Annotated in this window: 14 protein-coding genes; 4 read left to right on the top strand and 10 right to left on the bottom strand. The window is 70.9% G+C overall.

The features are described 5' to 3' along the window. Positions 1-7 precede the first annotated feature (7 nt). Positions 8-946: an RNase adapter RapZ gene (gene rapZ, locus IF651_RS01430; protein WP_191827287.1), complete on the bottom strand. Its 939-nt coding sequence runs from the start codon at positions 944-946 to the stop codon at positions 8-10. Beyond that, on the bottom strand, positions 943-3,012 hold the full coding sequence (uvrC, locus tag IF651_RS01425; protein WP_191827286.1) for an excinuclease ABC subunit UvrC: 2,070 nt from the start codon (positions 3,010-3,012) through the stop codon (positions 943-945). Before uvrC ends, rapZ begins: the two co-directional genes overlap by 4 nt. Before the next feature lie 151 nt (positions 3,013-3,163). On the opposite strand from uvrC, the gene IF651_RS01420 reads away from it, so the two are divergent. Further along, entirely contained in the window at positions 3,164-3,649 is a 486-nt protein-coding gene (locus tag IF651_RS01420; RefSeq protein WP_191827285.1) for an OsmC family protein, read from the top strand. A gap of 14 nt (positions 3,650-3,663) precedes the next feature. On the opposite strand, the gene uvrA is transcribed toward IF651_RS01420, so the two are convergent. After that, positions 3,664-6,642 carry an excinuclease ABC subunit UvrA gene (gene uvrA / locus IF651_RS01415; RefSeq protein WP_191827284.1) on the bottom strand — a complete coding sequence of 993 codons (2,979 nt, stop codon included), beginning with the start codon at positions 6,640-6,642 and terminating at the stop codon, positions 3,664-3,666. Positions 6,643-6,748: 106 nt separating this feature from the next. On the opposite strand from uvrA, the gene IF651_RS01410 reads away from it, so the two are divergent. Beyond that, positions 6,749-7,495, top strand: coding sequence for an MBL fold metallo-hydrolase (locus tag IF651_RS01410; RefSeq protein ID WP_191827283.1), 747 nt, complete (start codon positions 6,749-6,751; stop codon positions 7,493-7,495). 103 nt (positions 7,496-7,598) lie between these two features. Beyond that, positions 7,599-7,898, top strand: a complete 300-nt coding sequence (locus IF651_RS01405) for a YciI family protein (protein WP_191827282.1) — start codon at positions 7,599-7,601, stop codon at positions 7,896-7,898. Between the two features lie 49 nt (positions 7,899-7,947). On the opposite strand, the gene IF651_RS01400 is transcribed toward IF651_RS01405, so the two are convergent. The 6 genes from IF651_RS01400 to IF651_RS01375 form a co-directional block, all read right to left on the bottom strand. Continuing rightward, positions 7,948-8,976 carry a TerC family protein gene (locus IF651_RS01400; protein WP_191827281.1) on the bottom strand — a complete coding sequence of 343 codons (1,029 nt, stop codon included), beginning with the start codon at positions 8,974-8,976 and terminating at the stop codon, positions 7,948-7,950. Beyond that, a complete protein-coding gene (locus tag IF651_RS01395) occupies positions 8,976-9,989 on the bottom strand; it encodes a TerC family protein (protein ID WP_191827280.1) in 1,014 nt (337 codons plus the stop codon). The genes IF651_RS01400 and IF651_RS01395 overlap by 1 nt, the downstream gene beginning before the upstream one ends. Before the next feature lie 233 nt (positions 9,990-10,222). Then, entirely contained in the window at positions 10,223-12,331 is a 2,109-nt protein-coding gene (gene uvrB / locus IF651_RS01390) for an excinuclease ABC subunit UvrB (protein WP_191827279.1), read from the bottom strand. A 74-nt stretch (positions 12,332-12,405) separates the two neighbouring features. Then, complete coding sequence (locus IF651_RS01385) at positions 12,406-13,026, bottom strand: pyroglutamyl-peptidase I (RefSeq protein WP_191827278.1); 621 nt, start codon at positions 13,024-13,026, stop codon at positions 12,406-12,408. Continuing rightward, positions 13,023-13,664 carry a dephospho-CoA kinase gene (coaE, locus tag IF651_RS01380; RefSeq protein ID WP_191827277.1) on the bottom strand — a complete coding sequence of 214 codons (642 nt, stop codon included), beginning with the start codon at positions 13,662-13,664 and terminating at the stop codon, positions 13,023-13,025. Before coaE ends, IF651_RS01385 begins: the two co-directional genes overlap by 4 nt. 59 nt (positions 13,665-13,723) lie before the next feature. Then, positions 13,724-14,179: a MarR family transcriptional regulator gene (locus tag IF651_RS01375; RefSeq protein WP_191827276.1), complete on the bottom strand. Its 456-nt coding sequence runs from the start codon at positions 14,177-14,179 to the stop codon at positions 13,724-13,726. Between the two features lie 142 nt (positions 14,180-14,321). Here IF651_RS01375 and IF651_RS01370 point away from each other — a divergent pair, with 142 nt between their 5' ends. Then, on the top strand, positions 14,322-16,205 hold the full coding sequence (locus IF651_RS01370; protein WP_191827571.1) for an ABC transporter ATP-binding protein: 1,884 nt from the start codon (positions 14,322-14,324) through the stop codon (positions 16,203-16,205). A 168-nt stretch (positions 16,206-16,373) separates the two neighbouring features. Here IF651_RS01370 and rpsA read toward each other — a convergent pair whose 3' ends face one another. Then, positions 16,374-17,888 (bottom strand): 30S ribosomal protein S1, encoded by a 1,515-nt coding sequence (gene rpsA / locus IF651_RS01365; RefSeq protein WP_191827275.1) that lies wholly within the window; start codon positions 17,886-17,888, stop codon positions 16,374-16,376. Between the last annotated feature and the right edge of the window lie 8 nt (positions 17,889-17,896).

Here is a 17,896-nt window from a genome sequence, read left to right as displayed (position 1 = left end):
GCCGCGTTCACTCCTTGCCGAGGTCGCGCGCGGTCACCGTGACGCGGTGGCCCTGTGCGCGCAGCCGGGCGGCGATGGCCTCGCTGACGGCCACCGACCGGTGCTTGCCCCCGGTGCAGCCGACCGCGATCGTCACGTAGCGCTTCTCCTCGTCGAGATATCCCGCGAGGACCGGCTCGAGGGCGTGCACGTACCGGTCGATGAAGTCGCTGGCACCCGGGCGGCCCAGCACGTAGTCCCGGACCGGCGCGTCGCGTCCCGTGAGGTGGCGCAGCTCGGTGATCCAGTAGGGGTTGGCGAGGAACCGCATGTCCACGACGTGGTCGGCATCGAGCGGGATCCCGTACTTGAAACCGAAGGAGAGCACGTTGATCCGCAACGCGTCCGGCGTCCCGTCGGCGACCGCCGCACGCACCTCGCGCGCGAGGTCGTGGACGGTGAGCTCGGACGTGTCGATGACGACGTCCGCGCGCTCCTGGAGGCTCGCCAGGAGACGGCGCTCCTCCCCCAGACCGTCCAGGATCCGACCCTCACCCTGGAGGGGGTGCGGGCGGCGCACCTGCTCGTAGCGGCGCACGAGCACCTCGTCCGAGGCGTCGAGGAACAGGATGCGGTAGGACGCCCCGCTCTGGCGCAGGTGGTCCAGCACCTCGACGAGGTCGCGGAAGAACTCGCGCCCGCGCACGTCCACGACGGCGGCGATGCGCTCCAGGCTCGAGCCGGCCCGGGTCATGAGGTCGACGAGGGGGATGATCATGCGAGGCGGCAGGTTGTCGACGACGTACCAGTCGAGGTCCTCCAGCACCGCTGCCGCCCGCGAGCGCCCCGCGCCGGACATGCCGGTGATGATGAGCACCTCGGACTCCTGGCGCTCCGGCGAGTGGGTCGCCGCCTCGATCGCCGGGATGCCGCTCGGGACGGTGTTCGGCGCAGGTTCGCTGCTCATGGCTCCAGCATGCCAGCAGGACCCGTCGTCACGGCACTCCCCGGGTCGTGCGGAGTGTCAGCGCCCGACGGTGCGTCACCACCCAGGGCCGCGACCACCGTCGCCGCTGTCCGCGCGCCCATGCCGGGAACCGCGGCGATCTCGTCCGTGCTCGCCGCCCGCAATCGCTTGACCGAGCCGAAGTGCTTGAGCAGCGCCGCCTGGCGCGCCGGACCGAGACCGGGCACGCCGTCGAGCGCCGAGGCCGTCATGCCCTTGCTGCGCTTCTTGCGGTGGAAGGTGATGGCGAACCGGTGCGCCTCGTCGCGCACCCGCTGCAGCAGGTAGAGACCTTGCGAGGCGCGCTGCAGGATCACGGGGTAGTCCTCCCCCGGCACCCAGACCTCCTCGAGCCGCTTCGCGAGACCGCAGAGCGCGACGTCGTCGATCCCCAGGTCGGCGAGCGCCTGAGCGGCCGCGGCGACCTGGGGCGGGCCGCCGTCGACCACGACGAGGTTGGGCGGGTACGCGAACCGTCCCGCACGCTCGACCGGCGCGTCCGGCGGGACCTCGCCGCTGCGTGGGGCGGGGACCGGGCCGGCGTCGACCTCCGGCTCGCCCGACCGGGAGCGGTCGGCGAGGTAGCGCGAGAAGCGACGGGAGATCACCTCGTACATCGCGGCGGTGTCGTCGCGGGCACCCTCGCCGTCCGGCCCGCGCACCGTGAAGTGCCGGTACTCGCTCTTGCGCGCGAGCCCGTCCTCGAGCACGACCATCGACGCGACCTGGAACGTGCCCTGGTTGTGCGAGACGTCGTAGCACTCGATCCGCAGCGGCGCGGTGTCCAGGTCGAGCGCCTCCTGGATCTCGCGCAGCGCCTGGCTGCGCGTCGTCAGGTCGCCCGCGCGGCGCGTGCGGTGCAGGGCGAGCGCGTGCTCGGCGTTCGCCCGCACGGTCGCCGCGAGCTCCTTCTTGTCGCCGCGCTGCGGGACCCGGACGTCCACCTTCGCGCCGCGCAGGCCGGTGAGCCACGTCGCCACCTGGTCGAGGTCGGTGGGCAGCGTCGGCACGAGCACCTCGCGCGGCACGACGTCGCGCGCTCCCCCGCGGGCGCCCGCTCCCGTGCGCGCGTCGACCGCGGCAGCCTCCTCGGCGGCGCCGTAGACCTGCTGCAGCAGGTGCTCGACCAGCTCGGCGTCGGTCACGTCCTCGACCTTCTCGACGATCCAGCCCCGCTGACCGCGGATGCGTCCGCCCCGGACGTGGAACACCTGGACCGCGGCCTCGAGCTCGTCGCCCGCGAGGGCGAACACGTCCGCGTCCGTCCCGTCGCCGAGCACGACGGCGTTCTTCTCCGTGGCGCGCTGGAGCGCGGTGATGTCGTCGCGCAGCCGAGCAGCCGCCTCGTACTCCATCGCGCCCGCCGCCTCGTTCATCTTGCGCTCGAGCCGGCGCACGAACCGCTGGGTGTCGCCCGCCATGAAGTCGCAGAAGTCCTCGGCCAGCGCCCGGTGGTCCTCGCGCGTGATCCGGCCGACGCACGGGGCGGAGCACTTGTCGATGTAGCCGAGCAGGCACGGCCTGCCGGTCTGGTGCGCGCGCTTGAACACTCCCGCCGAGCAGGTGCGGACCGGGAAGACGCGCAGCAGCAGGTCGAGCGTCTCGCGGATCGCCCACGCATGGCCGTACGGGCCGAAGTAGCGCGTCCCCGGCCGCTTCGCCCCGCGCATGACCTGTGCCCGCGGGACCTCCTCCCCCATCGTCACGGCGAGGTAGGGGTACGACTTGTCGTCGCGGTACTTGACGTTGAAGCGCGGGTCGAACTCCTTGATCCACGAGTACTCGAGCGCGAGGGCCTCGACCTCGGTGCCCACCACGGTCCACTCGACCGACGCGGCGGTGGTGACCATCGTCTGCGTGCGGTGGTGCAGGTTCGCGACGTCCTGGAAGTAGCTCGACAGGCGTGCGCGCAGGTTCTTCGCCTTGCCGACGTAGATCACCCGGCCGTGCTCGTCACGGAACCTGTAGACGCCCGGCGAGGTGGGGATCTCCCCCGGCGCAGGTCGGTACGTCGCGGGGTCGGCCATGCGTCCAGCCTAGGTCAGCCCGCCCACACCCCGCCGACCTCCCAGCGCCACGGTGCCCGGGCAGAGGCGCGGGTGTGGTGCACGCCACACCTGGCTAGGGTGTGCCCATGGAGACGACCCCGGGGACCACCCCGCTGACGAGGACGGCCTCGTGAGCGCTCAGCACGGATACTCCGCGACGGTGCGCTGGACCGGTGCCGGGCACACGGGGACGAGGTCGTACACCGCCTACGCACGCGACCACGACGTGCTCCTCGACGGCCGGCCGCCCCTGGCGGGCTCCGCGGATCCCGCCTTCCGGGGCGACCCGCGACGCTACAGCCCCGAGGAGCTGTTCGTCGCGAGCCTGTCCCAGTGCCACATGCTCTGGTTCCTCCACCTCGCGGCGGCTTCCGGCGTCGTCGTGCGCGAGTACGTCGACGACGTGACGGGGAGCATGCGTGTCGAGTCGGGCGGGGAGGGCCAGTTCACGGACGTCACGATGCACCCGCGCGTCGTGGTCGACGACGCCGCAGGGGCCGACGACGCGGCCCTCGCCGCGCTGCACCGTCGCGCGCACGACCACTGCTTCCTCGCACGCTCGGTGAACTTCCGCGTCCTCGTGGAGCCGGCACCGGCCAGGCGCACGACCGAGTAGGTCCCGCTGCAGGCTCAGGCGGCGGACGCCTTGCCGCGCTTGCCCGACCTGGCCGCAGCGGCCGCCCCGCGCGAGCGCGACCCCTTGGCCGACCGCGAGGCGGGCGCGCTCGGCTCGCCCACCGCGACCAGCTCCCCTACCGGGACCGGGGTGTGCTGGTCGAGGAGCTCGCCCAGGAAGTGACCGGTGTGGCTCGCCGCGACGCGCGCGACCTCCTCGGGCGTTCCCTCCGCGACGACCGTCCCACCGCCGGAGCCACCCTCGGGACCCATGTCGACGACCCAGTCGGCGCTCTTGATCACGTCGAGGTTGTGCTCGATGACGAGGACCGTGTTGCCCTTGTCGACCAAGGACTGCAGGACGGCGAGCAGCTTGCGGATGTCCTCGAAGTGCAGCCCCGTCGTGGGCTCGTCCAGCACGTAGACGGTGCGGCCGGTGGACCGCTTCTGGAGCTCGCTGGCGAGCTTGACGCGCTGGGCCTCGCCGCCGGAGAGCGTGGGCGCGGGCTGGCCGAGCCGCACGTAGCCCAGCCCGACCTCGACGAGCGTCCGCAGGTGCCGTGCGATCGCCGGCACGGCGGCGAAGAAGTCCGCCGCCTCCTCGATCGGCATGTCCAGCACGTCCGCGACCGTCTTGCCCTTGAAGTGCACCTCGAGCGTCTCGCGGTTGTAGCGCGCGCCGTGGCACACCTCGCACGGGACGTAGACGTCCGGGAGGAAGTTCATCTCGATCTTCAGCGTCCCGTCACCCGAGCACGCCTCGCACCGCCCACCCTTGACGTTGAACGAGAACCGGCCCGGCGTGTACCCACGGACCTTTGCCTCGGTCGTCTCGGCGAAGAGCTTGCGCACGTGGTCCCACACGCCGGTATAGGTCGCGGGGTTCGACCGCGGGGTGCGACCGATCGGCCCCTGGTCGACGTGGACGACCTTGTCGAGCTGGTCGAGTCCCGTCACCCGGGTGTGCCGCCCGGGGACCTGGCGCGCTCCGTTGAGCTCGTTCGCCAGGACGGTGTAGAGGATGGAGTTGACGAGCGTCGACTTGCCCGACCCGGAGACCCCCGTCACAGCCGTGAGCGTCCCCAGCGGAAAGCTCACGTCGATCCCCGTGAGGTTGTGCTCGCGGGCTCCGACGACCGTGACCTGACGGTTCGGGTCGACCGCGCGCCGCTGAGCGGGCAACGGGATGCTGCGACGACCCGCGAGATAGGCGCCGGTCACGGACTCCGGGGCGGCGAGCAGCCCCGCGTAGTCGCCGGAGTGCACCACGCGCCCGCCGTGCTCGCCGGCACCCGGGCCGATGTCGACGATCCAGTCCGCGGTCCGGATCGTGTCCTCGTCGTGCTCGACGACGATGAGCGTGTTCCCGAGGTCGCGCAGCCGCGTCAGGGTCTCGATGAGCCGACGGTTGTCCCGCTGGTGGAGGCCGATGCTCGGCTCGTCGAGGACGTACAGCACCCCGACGAGCCCGGCCCCGATCTGGGTCGCGAGACGGATCCGCTGCGCCTCGCCTCCGGACAGGGTCGCGGCCGGACGCTCGAGCGAGAGGTAGTCGAGCCCCACGTCGAGGAGGAACCCGAGCCGCGCGTCGATCTCCTTGAGGACCTCCGCGGCGATGGCGCGCTCGCGCTGGCCGAGCTCGAGCGCACCGAAGAACTGCGCCGCCTCACGCAGCGGCAGACGGCACACGTCCCAGATGGACCGGCCCCCGACCTTGACCGCGAGCACCTCCGGCTTGAGCCGCGCGCCCTTGCACACCGGGCACGGGACCTCGCGCATGAACGCCTCGTACCGCTCCTTCGACCAGTCCGAGTCGGTCTCCGAGTGACGGCGCTCGAGGAACGTCATGACCCCCTCGAAGCCGGTCGAGTACTGCCGTTCGCGGCCCCAGCGATTCTTGTACCGGACGTGCACCTGGTGGTTCTGCCCGTGCAGCACCGCCTTCTTCGCCCGCTCGGGCAGCGCGCGCCACGGCGTGTCCATCGAGAACCCGAGGTCGTCCGCGAGCGCCGTGAGCACACGCTCGAAGTACTCCGAGGAGACCTGCGCCCACGGCGCCACCGCGCCGTCGCGGAGCGACCTCTCCTCGTCCGGGATCACGAGGTCCGGGTCCACCTCGAGGCGGAAGCCGATCCCCGTGCACTCGGGGCACGCACCGTAGGGCGCGTTGAAGGAGAACGTCCGTGGCTCGATCTCGTCGAGCGCGAGCTCGTGGTCGTTGGGGCACGCGCGCTTCTCCGAGAACCTGCGCTCACGGCCCGGGTGGTCGGCCTCGGCGTCCACGAGCTCGACGAGGACCAGCCCTCCGGCGAGGCCGAGCGCGGTCTCGACGGAGTCGGTGAGGCGACGCTGCACCCCGTCGCGCGCGACGAGGCGGTCGATCACGACCTCGATGTCGTGCTTGAGCTTCTTCTCCAGGGTCGGGGGGTCCGTGAGCGAGTGCACCTCGCCGTCGACGCGCGCGCGCGCGAAGCCCTTGGCCTGCAGCTCGGCGAACATCTCCGAGTACTCACCCTTGCGCCCGCGCACGACCGGTGCGAGCACCTGGTAGCGCGTGCCCTCAGGGAGCTCGAGGAGGCGGTCGACGATCTGCTGCGGCGTCTGCGCGGTCACGCGCTCGCCGCACACGGGGCAGTGCTGCGTCCCCGCGCGGGAGAACAGCAGGCGCAGGTAGTCGTACACCTCGGTGATGGTGCCCACGGTCGACCGCGGGTTGCGGTTGGTCGACTTCTGGTCGATCGAGACCGCGGGCGAGAGCCCTTCGATGAAGTCGACGTCGGGCTTGTCCATCTGCCCGAGGAACTGGCGGGCGTACGCGGACAACGACTCGACGTAGCGGCGCTGGCCCTCGGCGAAGATCGTGTCGAACGCGAGCGAGGACTTCCCGGAGCCCGACAGGCCGGTGAAGACGATGAGGCTGTCACGAGGAAGGTCGAGCTCGACGTCCCGCAAGTTGTGCTCACGGGCGCCGGAGATCACGAGGCGATTGGTCACCGGAGCATCGTACGTCCCACCACCCACGCTCGCACACGTGTTCGACCCCCCGCGGCTCGTCCTGCCGAGACGGGCACGGGCAGGGGCGGACGCCACAATGAACACCATGACCGACCAGGACGCGAACCGCACGGGGACGGCCGACACCCGCTACACCGGCACGGTCGTCGTGGGCGGGCCCCCGGACGTGCGCCGCCTCGACGAGGTCGAGATCCGCAAGCTCGCCGTCGGGCCCCTGTCCAACAACGCCTACGTCCTGACCTGCCGGCGCAGCGGCGACCGTCTGCTGGTGGACGCCGCGGCCGAACCGGACCGCCTGCTCGACCTCGAGCGGCACGCACCGGGCGACGGGGCGCTCACGGTCGTCGTCACGACCCATGCGCACCGCGACCACGTCGGGGCGCTGGCGGACGTGGTCGCGAGGACGGGTGCGCAGGCGGCTGTCGGTGTGCAGGACGCTCCGGCCGTCGAAGCCGCGACCGGGGTCCGGGCCGACCGGAACCTGCGCCACGGCGACGTCGTGCACGTCGGTGCGGTGGTGCTCGAGGTGATCGCGCTGCGCGGTCACACCCCCGGTTCGGTGGCGCTCGCGTACCGCGAGCCCGGGACGGCGACCGGTCCGTACGCGGTCGCCGACCGGGTGCACCTGTTCACCGGCGACTCGTTGTTCCCCGGCGGCGTGGGCAACACCGACCGGGACCCGGTCCGCTTCGCTCGGCTCCTCGACGACGTGGTCGACAGGGTCTTCCGCCGCTTCGGCGACGACACCTGGGTGTACCCGGGGCACGGTGACGACACGACGCTCGGCGCCGAGCGCCCGCACGTCGACGCGTGGCGCGCACGGGGCTGGTGACCGATTCCGGTCAGCCCGCCGGCGACGACGAGGCGTCCGGCAGCCCGGCGGCCGGCACGTCCGCACGTCGCCACGGGTGCCCCGCCGCTGGTTCAATGGCGCCATGCCGATCCACGCCGTGACCTACCTCTACGTCGACGACCCCGCGGCCCTCGACGCACGCCGCCCCGAGCACCGCGAGTTCCTGCGGACGCTGCACGGGCAGCGGTCCCTCCTCGCGTCGGGCCCCCTGCCCGCCCACGAGGACACCGGTGCGGGGGCCCTCCTCGTCCTCGAGGGGCCGTCGGCCACCGCAGTCGCCGAGATCCTCGACGCCGACCCGTTCGTCCGCGCCGGTCTCGTCGCCGAGCGCCGGGTCCGCCCGTGGTCGCCCGTCATCGGGGACTGGGCGGACCGGGTCTGAAGGGGGCCCGACGCCGGGCCGACAGCCCCGCTGGCGCGCGGCCCGGCGCTCAGCCGCGCTCGTCCGGCGTGCTCGCCCGCTCGCCCGCGGGTGCGTCCTCGCCCGTGCGACTGCCGCGAGTCCGCAGCAGGCTCGCGACGGTCGTCACGGCGAGCGTCCCGATGATGACCGCGAGCGAGAGCCAGATCGGCACGGTGGGAACGGCCTCGACGGCTTCCCCCCCGTTGATGAACGGCACCGTGTTGTCGTGCAGGGCCTCGAGGATCAGCTTGACACCGATGAACCCGAGGATGACGGCCAGACCGATCGGGAGGTAGACGAGCCGCTCGAGGAGCCCGCCGAGCAGGAAGTACAGCTGGCGCAGCCCCATGAGCGCGAAGACGTTCGTCGTGAACACGATGAACGGGTCCTGCGTCAGGCCGAAGATCGCAGGGATCGAGTCGAACGCGAACAGCAGATCGGTGCTGCCGATGGCGAAGAACACCACGACCAGCGGTGTGAGGACGCGACGTCCGTCCTCCTCGGAACGCAGCCGACCGCCGTCGTACCGCGTCCCGATGGGCAGCACCCGCCGGAGCAGCCGCACGGCGCGGTTCTCGTGATACTCCTCGGCCTCGTCGCCCCCGGTGACGAGCTTGACCGCGCTGTACACGAGGAACGCGCCGAAGAAGTAGAACACCCACAGGAACTGCTCGATGATGGCCGCACCAGCGAGGATGAACCCGCCGCGCAGCACGAGCGCGACGATGATCCCGACCATGAGCACCCGCTGCTGCTGGTCCCGCGGCACCGCGAACCGGGACATGATGATGACGAAGACGAAGAGGTTGTCGACGCTGAGGCTGTACTCGGTGAGCCAACCCGCGTAGAACTCGCCCGCCGGAGCGGCCCCGCCCACGACCGCGACCAGTCCCCCGAACGCCAGCGCGAGCGCGACGTAGAACCCGACCCACAGCGCGCTCTCGCGCATCGACGGGACGTGCGGGCGTCGCCCGACGACGAAGAGGTCCACCAGGAGCAGCACGGCGAGCGCCGAGAGCGACGCCCACTCGAACCACAGGGGGAGCTCGTGGACCATCAGTGCGCGTCCTTCCGATCGGTCCCGTCGGTGACGGTCCGGCGGCGGTCGGACCGGTCCTTGAGCAGGCTGGCCACCGTCGTGATCGCGAGGACAACGACGATGAAGCCGAGGGAGACGGGGGTCGAGATCTCCGGGATCGCGGTGATGTGCTCACCTCCGTTGATGAACGACACCTCGTTGGTGTGCATCGCGTGGATCACCAGCTTGACCCCGATGAACCCGAGGATCGCCGCAAGGCCGTACGCGAGGTACACGAGACGGTCGAGCAGCCCGTCGATGAGGAAGTAGAGCTGGCGCAGGCCGAGCAGCGAGAACGCGTTCGCCGCGAAGACGAGGTACGTCTCCTGCGTGAGCCCGAAGATCGCGGGGATGGAGTCGACGGCGAACAGCAGATCCGCGGACCCGATCGCGATCATGACGATGAGCATCGGGGTGATGTAGCGCTTCCCGTCGATGCGGGTCGTCATCCGGTCCTCGACGTAGTCGTCCGTCGTCGGGAACAGGCGGCGCGTGAGCCGCAGCACGGCGTTCTCCGAGAACTCCTCGTCGTGCTGCTGACCGCTGCGCACCTGCGCCCACGCCGTGTAGAGCAGGAACGCGCCGAAGACGTAGAAGATCCAGCTGAGGTTCTCGATGAGCGCGGCGCCGACGAAGATGAAGATCGTCCGCAGCACGAGCGCGATGGTGATCCCGATGAGCAGGACCTTCTGCTGGTAGAGCCGAGGCACGCGGAAGCTCGTCATGATCAGCACGAAGACGAAGAGGTTGTCGACGGACAGGCTCTTCTCGGTGATGTACCCGGCGAAGTACTCGCCGCCGTACGTCCCGCCCCACACGGCCCAGACGAGGAACCCGAAGGCCACCGCGACCGCGACGTAGCCGAGCGACCACCAGGTGGCTTCGCGCAGGCTCGGGGCGTGGGGGGTGCGCACGTGGCCGACGTAGTCGACCGCGAGCATCGCGACGATCACCCCCACGGTGACGAGCCAGACCCAGACGGGAACGTCCATGCGTAGACCTCCGGTACGAGTAGCACTGAGTACCGAAGGTCTCTTCCGCCTCGCAGCACCGGTGAGCATCCACGCGGATGCGGTTCGGATGGCTGCGGGGCCGGTGACACCGGGCCGACGACTGCGCCGACCGTGATGACGACATCACCGCGGAGGAATACTCCCCTTCAACGAACAGCCAGCATAGGCCATCCGGACCGGTACGCCCCGCGACTCGACCGCACGTCCCCGTGTCAGGCGGTCGCCGCCTGCATCTGCCGGAGCTCCTTCTTGAGCCCGCCGATCTCGTCCCGCAGACGGGCGGCGAGCTCGAACTGCAGCTCGCCGGCGGCGGCGTGCATCTGGTCGCTGAGCTCCTGGATGAGCTGGGCCAGGTCGCTGGCCGCCCCGACCGCGAGCCGATTGCCGGAGGTGGCGCCCTCCTTGAGGCCGCCGGCGACCGATCCCTTGCTCTTGGCGCCCTTCCCGGGCTGCCGGTAGCCGCCGGCGAGCAGCTCGGCGGTGTCGACGTCCTCGCGGGCCAGCATGTCGGTGACGTCGGAGATCTTCTTGCGCAGCGGCATCGGGTCGACGCCGTTCTCGAGGTTGTAGGCGACCTGCTTCTCGCGCCGCCGGTCCGTCTCCTCGATCGCCGCGGCCATCGCCACCGTGATCTTGTCGGCGTACATGTGCACCTGCCCCGAGACGTTGCGCGCCGCGCGGCCGATCGTCTGGATCAGCGACGTGGGCGAGCGCAGGAAGCCCTCCTTGTCGGCGTCGAGGATCGCGACGAGCGACACCTCGGGCAGGTCGAGGCCCTCGCGGAGCAGGTTGATGCCCACCAGCACGTCGTACTCGCCGAGCCGGAGCTCGCGCAGCAGCTCGACGCGGCGCAGGGTGTCGACCTCCGAGTGGAGGTAGCGCACGCGCACATCCTTCTCCAGGAGGTAGTCCGTGAGGTCCTCGGCCATCTTCTTGGTCAGGGTCGTCACCAGGACCCGCTCGTTGCGCTCGGCCCGCTCACGGATCTCGTGGAGGAGGTCGTCGATCTGGCCGGTCGTGGGCTTGACCACGACCTCGGGGTCCACGAGCCCCGTGGGGCGGATGATCTGCTCCACCACGCCGTCGGACATCGACAGCTCGTACTTGCCGGGCGTCGCGGAGAGGTAGACCGTCTGCCCGATGCGCTCGACGAACTCCTCCCAGCGCAGCGGGCGGTTGTCCATCGCGCTCGGCAGCCGGAACCCGTGGTCCACGAGCGAGCGCTTGCGAGACATGTCGCCCTCGAACATCGCGCCGATCTGCGGCACGGTCACGTGCGACTCGTCGATGACGAGGAGGAAGTCCTCCGGGAAGTAGTCCAGCAGCGTGTTCGGTGCGGTCCCGGGCTCGCGCCCGTCGATGTGCCGGGAGTAGTTCTCGATGCCCGAGCACGAGCCGATCTGGCGCATCATCTCGATGTCGTAGGTGGTGCGCATGCGCAGCCGCTGCGCCTCGAGCAGCTTGTTCTGGTTCTCTAGCTCCTCCAGTCGCCCGGTGAGCTCCGTCTCGATCGACGAGATCGCGCGCTCCATCCGCTCGGGCCCGGCGACGTAGTGCGTCGCGGGGAACACGTGCATGCTCTGCTCGGACCGGACGACGTCTCCCGTCAGAGGGTGCAGCGTCTGGATCGACTCGATCTCGTCGCCGAAGAACTCGATCCGGATGGCCAGCTCCTCGTAGACCGGGATGATCTCCACGGTGTCCCCGCGGACGCGGAACGTACCCCGGGTGAACGCCAGGTCGTTGCGGGAGTACTGCATGGTGACGAACTGGCGCAGCAGGTCGTCGCGCTCCACCTGCATGCCCACGTCGAGGCGCACCATGCGGTCGACGTACTCCTGGGGGGTGCCGAGCCCGTAGATGCACGACACCGAGGCCACGACGATGACGTCGCGCCGCGTGAGCAGGGACGACGTCGCGGAGTGGCGCAGCCGCTCGACCTCGTCGTTGATGGACGAGTCCTTCTCGATGTAGGTGTCCGTCTGCGCGATGTACGCCTCGGGCTGGTAGTAGTCGTAGTACGAGACGAAGTACTCGACGGCGTTGTGGGGCAGCAGCTCGCGGAACTCCGTCGCGAGCTGGGCGGCGAGCGTCTTGTTGGGCGCCATCACGAGGGTGGGTCGCTGCAGCTGCTCGATCATCCAGGCCGTCGTCGCCGACTTCCCGGTCCCCGTCGCACCCAGCAGCGTCACGTCCTTCTCCCCGGCCCGGATGCGCCGGGAGAGGTCGTCGATCGCCGTGGGCTGGTCGCCCGACGGCGTGTACTCCGAGACCACCTCGAAGGGCGCGACGGTTCGCTGCAGGTCGGTCACTGGGCGCATACCACCACGCTACGCCGCACCACCGACATCATGTCGTGTGCCGGGGCGGCGGGCTGCGGTGGCCGGCGCCGGTCTCAGCTCTCGGCGCCGGCCGCGAGCACGGGTTCGGCTGCGCCCGTGCGCGCGAGCCGCGCGACCTGGGCGACGGCCCGCACCTGGTCCTCGAGCGCGAGGTCCGTCGCGCGCGGCACGTGGACGAACCCGGCGCGCGACGAGAGCCCGGCCGTGGCGACGTGGTGCATGAGCGCGTAGAAGGTCGCGTTGCACACGTAGGTCCCGGCCGTCGCGGACACGGTCGCGGGCACCTCGAGCTCTCGCAGCGCGACGAGAGCGGCCTTGAGCGGAAGGCCCGACCAGTAGGCGACCGGACCGCCGTCGACGACCGGCGCGTCGACGGGGGCGGCGCCGTCGTTGTCCGGTCTGCGCGCATCGGCGACGTTGATCGCCACCCGCTCGAGACGCACCTGCGTGCTCCCGGCCGCGAGGCCGAGAGCGAGGACGACGTCCGGCGCGTGCGCGCGCACCGCCGCGCACAGGATCGGCCAGGCGCCGGCGAAGGTGACGGGCAGGCGCACGGCGACGACGTCGGTGCCGACGAGCTCGGGACCTCGCTCGCCCAGGAGCCGTGCGACGTCCCACGAGGGGTTGGTCGCGTCGTCCCCGAACGGGTCGAACCCGCTCACGAGGACGCTCATCCCTCGTGCTCCTCCGCCTCGGCGACCGCCTCCGCGTCGACCTCGGCGCGCAGCCGTGCCCACAGCTCGTCGACCTGGTCACGGAGGGCGGGCACGGGGCCGCCGCCGTCGAGCACGACGTCTGCGACGGCCGCTCTCGCTGCTGCGTCGGCCTGGGCCGCGATCCGAGCGCGAGCCTCGTCCTCCGTCAGCCCGCGCCCCAGCGTCAGCCGCTCGAGGCGAACCGGCTCCGGCGCCTCCACGACCACCACCAGGTGGAACCGGGCCGGGTCCGCGGTCTCCACGAGCAGGGGGACGTCGTGCACGACGACGGCCCGCGGGTCGGCCACGGCGGCCGCGGCCTCGCGCTCGGCGGCGAGCCGTCGCACCTCGGGATGGACCACCGCGTTGAGAGCAGCGCGTGCCGCGTCGTCGGCGAACACCGTCCGGCCCAGCGATGCGCGGTCCAGCGTCCCGTCGGCGGTCAGGACGTCGGTGCCGAACAGCTGGACCACCTCGTCGAGCCCCACGGTGCCCGGCGCCACCGCCTCACGGGCGAGGACGTCGTAGTCGATCGCCACCGCCCCCAGCTCGCCGAGTCGTTCGAGCGCGACGGACTTGCCGGCCGCGATCCCTCCGGTCAGACCGATGCGGAACATGGTCCCATCCTGCCAGTCCCGCGCGTGGCGTGCCGCGGGCGACGGTCCGCCGTTCCCGGTCAGGAACGGCGGGACGACGCGAGGACCAGACGCAGGAGACGCAGGAGCTCCGCTCGGTCACCGGCCCCGAGGTGGTCCAGGAGCGCGTCTGCCCCCGAGGACCGTGCCGTCGACACCCGCGCGACGAGGTCCCTGCCGGCAGCGGTGAGCTCGACGAGCGTCGCCCTGCGGTCGAGCGGGTCGGGCAGCCGGCGGACCAGTCCGTCGGCCTCCGCGTCGTCGACCTTCGTCGTCACCGAACGGGGGGTGACGTCCAGCGCACCGGCGACGGCACCGAGCCGGCACGGGCCGTCGCAGTGCGCGAGATGGCGCAGCAGGCGAAACTGACCCGGCGTGGTCCCCTCGGGCTCGAGTCGTTCGCCCGCCTCGCGCCGCACCGCGTGCAGCGCGGCGTGGAGCAGGGACAGGAACTCCGTCGCGTCGTCAGGCGCTCCCGACGTCGTGTCGATCGTCACGCCCTGAGCGTACCGGCGATCGAAGAGTGCCGGACGACCACCATAGTGAGCTAGGCTCACTATGCTCTCTCACGCCCCGCGCGCACCCGAAGCGACGACGCCGCACCCCACGGAGGTACTCGTGACGTTCACCTCGCACTCGATGGCGGGAGGCGGCCCCGGGCTGCGCTCCTACCGCCAGGACTCTTCCGTGACACGGCGACGGCTGGCCCGCGGCACGCTGCGCCGCGTCCTGGAGTTCGCACGCCCGTACCGCGCCCAGCTCGCCGTGTTCCTCGGGCTCATCTCGCTCGACGCCGCGGCCGGCGCTCTCACCCCGTTGCTGTTCCAGCGCATCATCGACGACGGGATCTCCGTGGGCAGGTCCGACGTCGTGATCTCCCTCTCGCTCGTGGTCGCGGGCCTCGCCGTCCTGTCGGGTGGCCTCGGGGTGGCACAGCGATGGTTCTCCACCCGGATCGGCGAGGGCCTGATCGTCGACCTGCGGACCGCGGTCTTCGACCACGTCCAGCGCATGCCGCTCGCCTTCTTCGCACGCACACGCACGGGCGCGCTCGTCCAGCGGTTGAACGGCGACGTGCTCGGTGCGCAGCAGGCGTTCACCTCGACGCTCTCGAACCTCTTCTCGAACCTGCTCACGGTCGTGTTCGTCCTCGCGGCGATGCTGTCGATGTCGTGGCAGCTGACGCTCCTGGCGCTGACGCTGCTGCCCGTGTTCGTCCTGCCGGCACGCCACGTGGGCAAGAAGCTCTCCGCGATCACGCGTGAGAGCTACGAGCTCAACGCCGACGCGGCACAGACGATGAACGAGCGGTTCAACGTCGCGGGCGCCCACCTCGTGAAGATCTTCGGCGAGCCGTCGCGCGAGTCGGAGCACTTCGCGGCGCAGGCACGGCGCGTCCGCGACATCGGCGTCCGCCAGGCGATGTACGGCACCGTGTTCCGCGTCGGGCTGACCGTCGTCGCCTCCGTCGCGGTGGCGATCGTCTACGGCCTGGGTGGCGTCATGGCGATCGCGGGGACGCTGACGGTGGGTACGGTCGTCGCCCTCACGGCGTACCTCACGCGCCTGTACGGCCCGCTCGCGGCCATGTCGAACGTCCAGGTGGACGTGATGACGGCCCTCGTGAGCTTTGAGCGCGTGCTCGAGGTGCTCGACCTCGAGCCGTCGGTGTCCGACTCCTCGGACGCAGACGACCTGGGCACGGACATCGCACGCGCGGGCGCCGGGCTCGAGCTGGACCACGTCCACTTCCGCTACCCCACGGCCGCCGAGGTCTCCCTGGCATCGCTCGAGTCGGTCGCCGCCCCGACGTCGGGCAGCACGACGAGCACGTTGCACGACGTGTCGTTCGCAGTCCCCGCCGGCGCGACCGTCGCGCTCGTCGGCGCGTCCGGTGCCGGCAAGACGACGGTCTCCCAGCTCGTCACCCGGATGTACGACCCCACCGGCGGCAGCGTCCGGATCGCCGGCCGCGACCTGCGGGACGTGACCCAGGCGAGCCTGCGCGACGCCGTCGGCGTCGTCTCGCAGGAGGCGCACCTCTTCCACGACACCATCGCCGAGAACTTGCGCTACGCCCGCCCTGACGCGTCCGACGACGACGTCGAGGCCGCGTTGCGACGGGCCCACGTGTGGGACGTCGTCGCCGCGCTGCCCTCCGGCGTGGACACGGTCGTCGGAGACCGCGGCTACCGGCTCTCCGGCGGGGAGCGCCAACGCCTCGCGATCGCACGCGTCTTCCTCAAGGCACCCGCCGTCGTCGTGCTCGACGAGGCGACCGCGCACCTGGACTCGACCTCCGAGACCGCGGTGCAGGCCGCGCTCGACGAGGCGCTGCGCGGCCGGACGTCCCTGGTCATCGCCCACCGTCTGTCGACGGTGCGCGGCGCGGACCTCGTCGTGGTGCTCGACGAAGGGCGCGTGGTCGAGACCGGCACGCACCTCGAGCTGCTGGCCCGCGGAGGCCGCTACGCGGAGCTCTACAACACCCAGTTCACAGAAGCCCCCCTCCCCACCCCCTGACCACACCTCAGCTCACCTCGACCATGCGCCTCACCCCCGCCGAGCATGTCCTTGTCGCCCGACGCGAGCTCCTGACGGGCTGCAGGCGCATGCTCGACAGGGTGTGGGTCTGGGGACGGCGAAGGCCCGCCACCCGGAGGGTGGCGGGCCTTCGTCAGGACCGGTCGGTCAGTTGCCGGTGAGCTTCTCGCGGAGCGCGGCAAGAGCTTCGTCCGACGCGAGCGTGCCGGCGGCCTCGGCCGGCGGGGCCGAGGAGTACGACGTGCCGCTGCTGCTGCTCGACGACGAGGACGACGACGAGCTGGACGACGAGGAGGACGACGAGCCCGAGTCGCCCGACGCCGCGTCCAGGTCCGCCTTCACGGCGTCCGAGACCTGGCGGCGGTGCGCCTCCCAGCGCTCGTGCGCCTTGGCGTACTCGGCCTCCCACGCCTCGCGCTGGGTCTCGAAGCCCTCGAGCCACTCGTTGGTCTCGGGGTCGAAGCCCTCGGGGTACTTGTAGTTCCCCTGCTCGTCGTAGTCCGCCGCCATGCCGTACAGCGCGGGGTCGAAGTCCTCGGACTCCGGGTCCATGCCCTCGTTGGCCTGCTTGAGCGACAGCGAGATGCGGCGACGCTCGAGGTCGATGTCGATGACCTTGACGAAGACCTCGTCACCGACGTTGACGACCTGCTCGGGCAGCTCGACGTGACGGACAGCGAGCTCGGAGATGTGCACGAGGCCCTCGATGCCGTCCTCGACGCGCACGAACGCACCGAACGGGACGAGCTTGGTGACCTTGCCCGGCACGACCTGACCGATCGCGTGGGTCCGAGCGAACGTCTGCCACGGGTCCTCCTGCGTCGCCTTGAGCGACAGCGAGACGCGCTCGCGGTCGAAGTCGACGTCCAGGACCTCGACCGTGACCTCCTGGCCGACCTCGACGACCTCGGAGGGGTGGTCGATGTGCTTCCAGGACAGCTCGGAGACGTGCACGAGACCGTCGACCCCGCCGAGGTCCACGAACGCACCGAAGTTGACGATCGAGGAGACGACGCCCGGGCGCACCTGGCCCTTCTGCAGCGTCTGCAGGAAGGTGGAGCGGACCTCGGACTGCGTCTGCTCGAGCCACGCACGACGCGAGAGCACCACGTTGTTGCGGTTCTTGTCGAGCTCGATGATCTTGGCCTCGATCTCCTTGCCGACGTACGGCTGGAGGTCGCGGACACGACGCATCTCCACGAGCGAGGCGGGCAGGAAGCCGCGCAGGCCGATGTCGAGGATGAGACCGCCCTTGACGACCTCGATGACGGTGCCGGTGACGACGCCGTCCTCTTCCTTGATCTTCTCGATCGTGCCCCAGGCGCGCTCGTACTGCGCGCGCTTCTTGGACAGGATCAGACGGCCTTCCTTGTCCTCCTTCTGGAGGACGAGGGCCTCGACGGCGTCACCGACGTTGACGACCTCACCGGGGTCCACGTCGTGCTTGATGGACAGCTCGCGGGAGGGGATGACGCCCTCGGTCTTGTAGCCGATGTCGAGAAGGACCTCGTCGCGGTCCACCTTGACGATCGTGCCTTCGACGATGTCGCCGTCGTTGAAGTACTTGATCGTCGCGTCGACTGCGGCGAGGAAGTCTTCCTCGGTGCCGATGTCGTTGACGGCGACCTGAGGTGCGGACTTCGCGGGGGTAGAGATGGTCATTGAGTTCG

Origin of the sequence: Cellulosimicrobium arenosum (assembly GCF_014837295.1) — a bacterium.
GTDB lineage: Bacteria > Actinomycetota > Actinomycetes > Actinomycetales > Cellulomonadaceae > Cellulosimicrobium > Cellulosimicrobium arenosum.
Note: the sequence above shows the minus strand (reverse complement) of the source record. Positions and strands in the feature narration are given on the sequence as shown.

What these genes read in the sequence shown, in the direction of transcription:
- IF651_RS01405 (WP_191827282.1), top strand. Translation starts at nt 7,599, where the DNA reads ATGCCGATCCACGCCGTGACCTACCTCTACGTCGACGACCCCGCGGCC.
- IF651_RS01395 (WP_191827280.1), bottom strand. Translation starts at nt 9,989, where the DNA reads ATGGACGTTCCCGTCTGGGTCTGGCTCGTCACCGTGGGGGTGATCGTC.
- rapZ (WP_191827287.1), bottom strand. Translation starts at nt 946, where the DNA reads ATGAGCAGCGAACCTGCGCCGAACACCGTCCCGAGCGGCATCCCGGCG.
- IF651_RS01370 (WP_191827571.1), top strand. Translation starts at nt 14,322, where the DNA reads ATGGCGGGAGGCGGCCCCGGGCTGCGCTCCTACCGCCAGGACTCTTCC.
- IF651_RS01400 (WP_191827281.1), bottom strand. Translation starts at nt 8,976, where the DNA reads ATGGTCCACGAGCTCCCCCTGTGGTTCGAGTGGGCGTCGCTCTCGGCG.
- uvrC (WP_191827286.1), bottom strand. Translation starts at nt 3,012, where the DNA reads ATGGCCGACCCCGCGACGTACCGACCTGCGCCGGGGGAGATCCCCACC.
- IF651_RS01410 (WP_191827283.1), top strand. Translation starts at nt 6,749, where the DNA reads ATGACCGACCAGGACGCGAACCGCACGGGGACGGCCGACACCCGCTAC.
- coaE (WP_191827277.1), bottom strand. Translation starts at nt 13,664, where the DNA reads ATGTTCCGCATCGGTCTGACCGGAGGGATCGCGGCCGGCAAGTCCGTC.
- uvrB (WP_191827279.1), bottom strand. Translation starts at nt 12,331, where the DNA reads ATGCGCCCAGTGACCGACCTGCAGCGAACCGTCGCGCCCTTCGAGGTG.
- IF651_RS01385 (WP_191827278.1), bottom strand. Translation starts at nt 13,026, where the DNA reads ATGAGCGTCCTCGTGAGCGGGTTCGACCCGTTCGGGGACGACGCGACC.
- rpsA (WP_191827275.1), bottom strand. Translation starts at nt 17,888, where the DNA reads ATGACCATCTCTACCCCCGCGAAGTCCGCACCTCAGGTCGCCGTCAAC.